The sequence below is a fragment of the Paenibacillus sp. DMB20 genome, from assembly GCF_000987955.1.
Lineage (GTDB): Bacteria > Bacillota > Bacilli > Paenibacillales > Paenibacillaceae > Paenibacillus_AQ.
Genome location: NZ_LAZU01000017.1, coordinates 149,522 through 156,611, shown reverse-complemented (window position 1 = coordinate 156,611; position 7,090 = coordinate 149,522). Strand labels below are relative to the sequence as shown.

The window sequence follows — 7,090 nt, the reverse complement described above, 5'->3', positions numbered from 1 at the left end:
GGGATCGTGCCGGCGGCCGGAAAGACCGACGGCCGCCAGCGAGGCGGCAACCCGCCGTTCGATTTCCGCCGGCGGCACGCACATGTTTTCGGGCCCGAAAGCGGCCTCATCCTCAACCGTGCCCCGGACCAGCTGCGCATCCGGGTCTTGAAACAGGACACCGGCGCAAGCCGTCACTTCGGCCAGCGGCGCTTCTGCCGGATCCATGCCGGCCAAAAGCAGCGGGCCCTCCCGCCTTCCGCCGCCGCTGCGGGGAAGATGACCGTTCAGGAGCTGGCACAGCGTTGATTTGCCGCTCCCGCTGACGCCGAGAACGGCAATCCGTTGGCCCTCCGGAATCGTGAGGCTGACGCCTTTCAGGGCAGGGCGCTCTTCTCCCTCATAGCAGTATGTAAGCTGTTCGCATACGACTGCGGCTGCTTCCGTCATCGCCGGCTAACCTTTCGCTCCGACGGCAAACCTGCGCAGCAAACCGGTACGCTCCAAAGCGTCGCCCAGCAGCTTGGTCAGCAGGCCGCACAGAATAATGCCGCTCAAAATCCGGACAACGAGCGCAGCGGCGAGCACGCCGGTCGGCCATGCCGTGTATCCGAACATATTGGCCGCGAACACAAACCATAGCGGAACCATGGCTCCCCCGACCAGCATCATGACTCCGTTTCCCCACCGCTTATAACGGAACAGGGCGAACAGCGCCTCGGCTACCGCCATATAACAAGCAGCGGCGACGAAACAAGCGGCGATCCCGTAAACCGGTCCGGTCAGCGCCTGAATCGTTCCGCCGATCCCGTAAGTAATGGCGGCCGTTCCCGGCTTGCGGATAATGTAATAAGCAAGAAGACCGTAAACGATATACAGCCCTGTAGTCACGGAAGTGGCGACGGGACCGCCCAAGCCCGTAAGCAGCTTGTTCACCGGACCCAGGTATACGGTCAGAACCGCGTTCACCGCGGCGAGCATTGCCATCAGGACGATATCCTGAGTCGTAAACCTGCGGATGGATGATGATTTCATGGTAAACCTCTCTTTCCTTCGGCAAAAATAGATGCGGACGTCCTATTCTTAGGGATATAACCGCCCTGGTAAGTATTTTGCCTTCCTCACGCCAATTCGTCAACCATTATATTTTTAGTTGTGGTTGACAATTCATGCAATCCACCCCGATGCAACGGTTACAATGACCGCCGACACGGCTGCCGCAGGGCCCCACCAGGGAACTTTGGTCTTCTTTCGAAAGGTCCTTCCGGGGTAAGCTCCAAAACCTTTCGACTCCATGGCGCCCGCCGTCTGCTGCACCCTCCGCAGACTGTTTAACAGCACGGCCGCGATGAATTTGCCCCACCAGGAAAGCCGGCCGTTGATACCTTTTGGAGGACGGTGGCCCCGAACCTGTTGGGCTGCCCGAATCCCTTTTCCCTCTTCTTCCAGCAGGGGAAGGAAGGTCAGCGCTGCCGATATTCCAAACGCGAATCGGTAAGGAACGCGAAGCTTCCGCACCAGCTCGGCAACCAGCTCTTGGGGATCGGTCGTTGCGATATAGGCCAGCGAAGACAGAAACAAGGTTATCATCCGGATGCTCATCTCTCCGGCCTGATCCGCGGCTTCTCCCGTCAATCTCAGAGGTCCCCATTGCAGCCACACGGTATGCCCCGGCACGGTCAAAGCCGTCAATACGAAATACGGAACGGCTACGGCCGCAATCAGCTTTATTCCCCGGAACATCCGGTTCCACGACATGCCCCCGCCCCATCTTGCCGCGATGATGCACAAGACCAGCAATAGACCCTGTATCGCGGTTCCGTCCCACAGCATGGCCGTTACGGCCAAACACATCAATACGGCAAGCTTGCTGAGCGGATCCCACCGATGCAGCAGCGAGTCTCCCGGTTCATATTGAATCAACATGCTTTTATGTCATCCCTTCCGTTGTCGATCATTTTCTCCAATTAGCGGCTTTCCCTTCCCATTCCCTCTTCAGCAGGGCAAACACGCGGACATCCATGAAGCCCTCGGCCGAATGCCGGTACTCCCGCAGCGTCCCCTCGATCGCAAAGCCCAGGCTATTAAAAAATGCCGCAGCCCGTGTATTCCTGACATCGGAGAATGCCTCCACACGATTGAGCCCCATCACGCGAAAACCAAAGTCGAGCGCCAGAGCCGCCGCTTCTCCCATGTATCCCCTGCCCCAGAAAGGACTGGCCAGCTCGCAGCCGAACTCCCCCCGGTAGGCTCCCTGCAGCTGCCAGCTATTGAAGCCGCAGCTTCCGATCACTTCGCCCCCGTCTAGCCGCTCCACCCCCCAACGAAGCGAATCCTCGGTTCGGGACAGCTCGTTCAGCAGAAGGATCAAGTCCTCCGCGTCAGCCGCGGATGCCAAGGACGGAAGAAACAAATAGCGGGAGGTTTCTTCATCGGTCCAGCAGCGGTGCATATCCTCCGCATCGCCGGGAGTGAGCTTTCTGAGCCTTACGCCGGCTCCTGCGATATCCGGGATGAATCCATTGCAGCTGTACATTCTTCACCCTCCCTCGTCTTTTCTGGCATCATAGCCCGCCAGCTTGCTGGTTCGAAAGAAGTCCCCATGTTTATAAAAATTTTGACTTGTCCTTCCTCTTTTCGGTGATACTATATTCATTGTAAGAATCAACATATGGCAGCTAAATGTTATGCCGGTTCAGTTGGTAAAGTCACCCGGAGGGATGCTTCTATATTGAGTCAAGCGGCACGTTCCCGTCAATATGATCCTTTCGCCTCTTGAGTTTCAACACGCAAAAAAAGGAGGTTTATGATTCTGATGTTTATCGCGGCTACGATCATACTGCTTCTGGTCATTATCGCTGCCGGGATTACCCAGTTCGGATATCTGCAGATTACGCGGATGAAAGTGAAAAATGACCCCAGCCTGTTTGCCATATTGGAAAATCTCGGACTCTACAGCAGGGAGCGCTACGAAGCGCTCGTTAAAAAAGAGGTCGTCATTTCCAGCGTCGACGGGCTTAAGCTTAGCGGCGCGGCCATCGAACCTTATCCCGACTCCAAGCGCTGGATGATCATCGTTCACGGTTATACCGGATCCCGAGCGGTCTCCGCGCAATTTATCGATATGTTTACCGATGAGGGATTCAATGTACTGCTCATCGACCAGCGCCGTCACGGACGAAGCGAAGGGCGGTATACGACTTACGGTTTTTATGAAAAATTCGATATCCAAACTTGGGTAAACTGGCTTGTACAGCAGCACGGCGAGGATATAGAAATCGGTCTTCACGGCCAATCGCTCGGCGGCGGAACGGTTTTGGAATACCTGTCCATTTCCGCGCCCCAGGTCAAGCTCGTCATTGCCGATTGCCCGTACTCCGATCTGTCGGAGCTGATGAAACACCAGTTGACGACCTTGAACAAGGTGCCGTCCGTGCCTTTTTTCCGCTGGGTGAACAACCGCATCCGCAAAAAGGCCGGCTTCAGCTTTGAACAGGTCAGCCCGATCCGTGCCGTCCGGGAAAGCCGGCTTCCGGTCATGTTTATCCACGGAACTCACGATACGTATGTTCCTACGCATATGAGCTTGAAAATGTACGAGGAAAAACCGGAGCCCAAAAAACTAGTGCTCATCGAAGGCGCCACTCATGCCAACGCCTATCATGTCGGAATGGATCAGTACCGGCGGGAGGTTCGCTCTTTCCTTCATGATTATATGGGAAAGCCCGCGTCCCAGGCGGAAAGCGAGCCGACCCGGCGGCCCCTTTTTCAGGATAAATCGTCCGTGAAAACGGTATAAAGCAACGCAAAGGACGATGCCGCTTTTTCAAGAGAAAAATAAGGCCAAGTATAATATGAATCTTATACTTCTTAATATTTCGAAAAATAGCCTTCGAAGCGCGCAGCCGCGTCTTCGAAGGCTATTTTGCTGCAGGCCCGAATCGCTGCCAGCATCATGCCGTTAAGCCAAGGTATCCGCCGCCTCTCCCTGCTTGACGGGTTTGAGTACCTCGCCGCACAGTTCTTTAAGCTTGCTCTGGATTTCCTTGAATTCCTCGATCCCCGCTCCGGTGATGCTGTAACTCTCGCCGTGGGAGGTCAAGAAGTTCTCTTGGGTCAACCGCTCCAGTTCAGCCTTTACCTCCCGGTCCCCAACCTTGTAACCGTGGCGTTCCAATTCGGGCTGCATGCCACTGATCGTCAGTTCCCCCTGATGGGCGTGATAGAGCATATGGATGCCGATAAACAAGTTTTGTACATCTGCACGCATTTGCGATTCTCCCTCCACTTCTTCAGGCAGCAGCCTGGTATCATCATTCATTACCCCATGTTCCCGCGAAATAATCAGCAGACCTCCGTTCGGGAAGAAGGCGGGAAAAGCCCCGAGGCTTGACGTGTTCGGCTGCCGTGTACTATCTTTTCAAGTAGAAACCGACTCCGTCGTTCTTTTCCAAAAGACGATGGGTTTTTCGGAAGAAGATATAAGCCGATCAAAGAAAAACGTCTATCGACGTACATTCGGCGAAGACAGACCGTCCAGGAAAGGTGGAGCCCATGTTTCAAAATACAACCTACGAAGGTACCCGCAGCGAACAGTATGAGCAGGTCCTGAGCCAATTAAAAGCGCTTATCCATGACGAGCCAAATGTTGTCGCCAATCTCGCGAACGCCTCTGCCCTTTTGAATCATTTTCTGAAAGATATCAATTGGGTCGGCTTCTATATTTACGACGGCAAGGAGTTGGTGCTGGGACCGTTCCAAGGTCTCCCGGCCTGCATCCGCATTCCTCTTGACCGCGGGGTATGCGGTGCCGCCGCAGCCGAACTGAAGACGCTCGTGGTCGAAGACGTGCATGCGTTTCCGGGCCACATCGCCTGCGATGCGGCATCCAACAGCGAAATCGTGGTGCCGATTGTGAAGGACGGCCAATTGTTTGGGGTATTGGATATCGACAGCCCTATGAAAAACCGCTTCGACCAGGTGGATCGAACTTATCTGGAGAAATTCGCGAAAATTTTGGAAAGCCGTATCTGATCCCAGGTTTTAACTCGGCCGAATAAATTGTCCGTTCTTCCGCACACTAGATAAGGGTTTTAAGGCCCTATCAGTCGAAGGAGGAATGTAAAAATGTATCCATCCAGCAATATTCAGGTGTCCCAGCAAATCCGCCAATGCGAGCAAATGCTTCAGCAGTTGACCCAGCAGACCCAACAGGCTACGGCCATGTACCAGCAAATGCTGCAGCAGGAGCAGCAAAACGCGGCGCGTCTTGAGGAACTGTCGCAGCGTGAGCGGCAGGCTTCCCAAATGATTCAATCGGCGATCCAGGGCCACCAACAGGCCATCCAGCAGTACCATCAAATTTCCCAGCTTGTAAAACAGGTAGAGCAGTCGGTGTATGCGCATAACCAGTCCCACAACCAAAATACCTTCCAGCCTTCTTACGGCCAGGGATTTCAACAAAGATTCCAGTAAACATTCCGGAAACCCTGTTCACTATTAATGGCTTGAACGCTGTTTCCGATGGCAAAAGCCGCTCCGTAACGGGCGGCTTTTGTTTGCATCGCCTAACCATTCAGCCGGAAAAATACTTAGGGAATGAAGGAAAGGAAACACCCGCCGATTGAATTCAGCATTATGCCTTCCATTTCCCAAATTTTTCTGATCAGCCGACCCTCGCGGTTCCTTTACAAAGAAAAAACTTGGACGTATAATCGGAACACAATATCCTTGGGAGGCAACAATATGGAACAGCAAGCTATACTGGCCATCGCCATATTTCTGATCGTTTACGGGCTAATCATTAGTGAAAAAATTCACCGAACGATTGCAGCCGTGTTGGGCGGAGCGCTCATGATTCTGTTCGGGATCGTGGATCAGGGTACGGCTTTGCACCATATCGACTTTAACACGCTCGGGCTGCTGATCGGCATGATGATCATTGTCAATATCACGGCCGAAACCGGGCTGTTCAAATACATGGCCGTCTGGTCAGCCAAAAAAGCGGGAGGCCGTCCGATCCGGATTCTCGTTTATTTATCGGTCATTACGGCTGTGGGCTCCGCCTTTCTCGACAACGTAACGACCGTTCTGCTGATGGTTCCCGTCACATACAGCATTACGCGTCAGCTCCGCGTCGATCCGATTCCCTATATGATCGCCATCATCATTTCTTCCAACACCGGCGGGACGGCGACGATGATCGGCGATCCGCCCAACATTATGATCGGCAGCCGCGTTCCCGAGCTGACCTTTATGTCTTTCATTCAAAATCTGACGCCCATAGTCATTCTGATCATGGCCGTGATCCTGCCGTTGCTTGTTCTGATGTTCCGTAAACGGATCAAAACGACACCCGAGTTGATGCGCCAGGTTACGGAAATGGACGAAAAGCTGATGATTACCGACCGCAAACTGCTCGTGAAGTCGTTAACCGTTCTGATCCTTACCATTGCCGGATTCTTTTTGCACCAGCTCGTTCATTTGGAATCGGCCACCGTCGCGCTTACCGGCGCATTTTTGCTCCTCCTGATGACCGGCGAAAAGATTATGGAGCGGACGATCAGCCAAGTGGAATGGACAACCATCTTTTTCTTTATCGGGCTGTTCGTGCTCGTCTCGGGTCTCGTGGAGACCGGCGTCATCGCCCTGCTGGCTGAAAAGGCGCTGGAATGGACCGGAGGAAACGTGACGGCTGCGTCCATGCTGATCCTGTGGCTTAGCGGCATTGCTTCCGCTTTTGTCGACAACATTCCGTTTGTGGCCACCATGATTCCGTTGATTCAAGATATGGGCCACGGGGGCATTAGCAACCTCGAACCGCTCTGGTGGAGCCTGTCCCTGGGGGCTTGTCTTGGAGGAAACGGGACGCTGATCGGCGCAAGCGCCAATCTGGTAACGGCCGGCCTTTCAGCCAAGGAAGGGCACCCGATCCGGTTCATGGAGTATTTGAAATACGGATTTCCGCTGATGATTCTGTCCATTGCTCTCGCTTCGGTCTATGTTTTTCTCCGTTATTTGATATAGGATGAAACATCCGCATCGTCTTGACCGGGTATTCCAAAAAAGCTGCCGAGAAATAATCCCGGCAGCTTTTTTTTTAGGGTATAGG

General features: G+C 53.9%; 9 protein-coding genes. 4 read left to right on the top strand and 5 right to left on the bottom strand.

What is annotated here, in order from left to right; translation table 11 throughout:
• From XI25_RS06215 to XI25_RS06200, 4 genes are all read right to left on the bottom strand, one after another.
• Window positions 1–429 (bottom strand): energy-coupling factor ABC transporter ATP-binding protein (locus XI25_RS06215; RefSeq protein ID WP_046677844.1); only part of this gene is annotated, 429 nt, incomplete at its 3' end.
• 6 nt (window positions 430–435) lie between these two features.
• Window positions 436–1,014, bottom strand: coding sequence for an ECF transporter S component (locus tag XI25_RS06210; RefSeq protein ID WP_046677843.1), 579 nt, complete (start codon window positions 1,012–1,014; stop codon window positions 436–438).
• Window positions 1,015–1,146: 132 nt separating this feature from the next.
• A complete protein-coding gene (locus XI25_RS06205) occupies window positions 1,147–1,905 on the bottom strand; it encodes an energy-coupling factor transporter transmembrane component T family protein (RefSeq protein ID WP_046677842.1) in 759 nt (252 codons plus the stop codon).
• A 28-nt stretch (window positions 1,906–1,933) separates the two neighbouring features.
• Complete coding sequence (locus XI25_RS06200) at window positions 1,934–2,515, bottom strand: GNAT family N-acetyltransferase (RefSeq protein WP_046677841.1); 582 nt, start codon at window positions 2,513–2,515, stop codon at window positions 1,934–1,936.
• Between the two features lie 270 nt (window positions 2,516–2,785).
• On the opposite strand from XI25_RS06200, the gene XI25_RS06195 reads away from it, so the two are divergent.
• Entirely contained in the window at window positions 2,786–3,778 is a 993-nt protein-coding gene (locus XI25_RS06195; RefSeq protein WP_046677840.1) for an alpha/beta hydrolase, read from the top strand.
• Between the two features lie 162 nt (window positions 3,779–3,940).
• Here XI25_RS06195 and XI25_RS06190 read toward each other — a convergent pair whose 3' ends face one another.
• Entirely contained in the window at window positions 3,941–4,249 is a 309-nt protein-coding gene (locus XI25_RS06190) for a hypothetical protein (protein ID WP_046677859.1), read from the bottom strand.
• Window positions 4,250–4,533: 284 nt separating this feature from the next.
• Between XI25_RS06190 and XI25_RS06185 the strand changes: the two genes are divergently transcribed.
• The 3 genes from XI25_RS06185 (at window position 4,534) to XI25_RS06175 (ending at window position 7,005) form a co-directional block, all read left to right on the top strand.
• Window positions 4,534–5,013 (top strand): GAF domain-containing protein, encoded by a 480-nt coding sequence (locus XI25_RS06185; RefSeq protein ID WP_046677839.1) that lies wholly within the window; start codon window positions 4,534–4,536, stop codon window positions 5,011–5,013.
• Window positions 5,014–5,106: 93 nt separating this feature from the next.
• Window positions 5,107–5,454, top strand: coding sequence for a hypothetical protein (locus XI25_RS06180; RefSeq protein ID WP_046677838.1), 348 nt, complete (start codon window positions 5,107–5,109; stop codon window positions 5,452–5,454).
• A gap of 123 nt (window positions 5,455–5,577) precedes the next feature.
• On the top strand, window positions 5,578–7,005 hold the full coding sequence (locus tag XI25_RS06175) for an ArsB/NhaD family transporter (protein WP_327204731.1): 1,428 nt from the start codon (window positions 5,578–5,580) through the stop codon (window positions 7,003–7,005).
• Window positions 7,006–7,090 lie beyond the last annotated feature (85 nt).

What these genes read in the sequence shown, in the direction of transcription:
- XI25_RS06180 (WP_046677838.1), top strand. Translation starts at nt 5,107, where the DNA reads ATGTATCCATCCAGCAATATTCAGGTGTCCCAGCAAATCCGCCAATGC.
- XI25_RS06195 (WP_046677840.1), top strand. Translation starts at nt 2,786, where the DNA reads ATGATTCTGATGTTTATCGCGGCTACGATCATACTGCTTCTGGTCATT.
- XI25_RS06200 (WP_046677841.1), bottom strand. Translation starts at nt 2,515, where the DNA reads ATGTACAGCTGCAATGGATTCATCCCGGATATCGCAGGAGCCGGCGTA.
- XI25_RS06175 (WP_327204731.1), top strand. Translation starts at nt 5,578, where the DNA reads ATGAAGGAAAGGAAACACCCGCCGATTGAATTCAGCATTATGCCTTCC.
- XI25_RS06210 (WP_046677843.1), bottom strand. Translation starts at nt 1,014, where the DNA reads ATGAAATCATCATCCATCCGCAGGTTTACGACTCAGGATATCGTCCTG.
- XI25_RS06205 (WP_046677842.1), bottom strand. Translation starts at nt 1,905, where the DNA reads ATGTTGATTCAATATGAACCGGGAGACTCGCTGCTGCATCGGTGGGAT.
- XI25_RS06190 (WP_046677859.1), bottom strand. Translation starts at nt 4,249, where the DNA reads ATGCGTGCAGATGTACAAAACTTGTTTATCGGCATCCATATGCTCTAT.
- XI25_RS06185 (WP_046677839.1), top strand. Translation starts at nt 4,534, where the DNA reads ATGTTTCAAAATACAACCTACGAAGGTACCCGCAGCGAACAGTATGAG.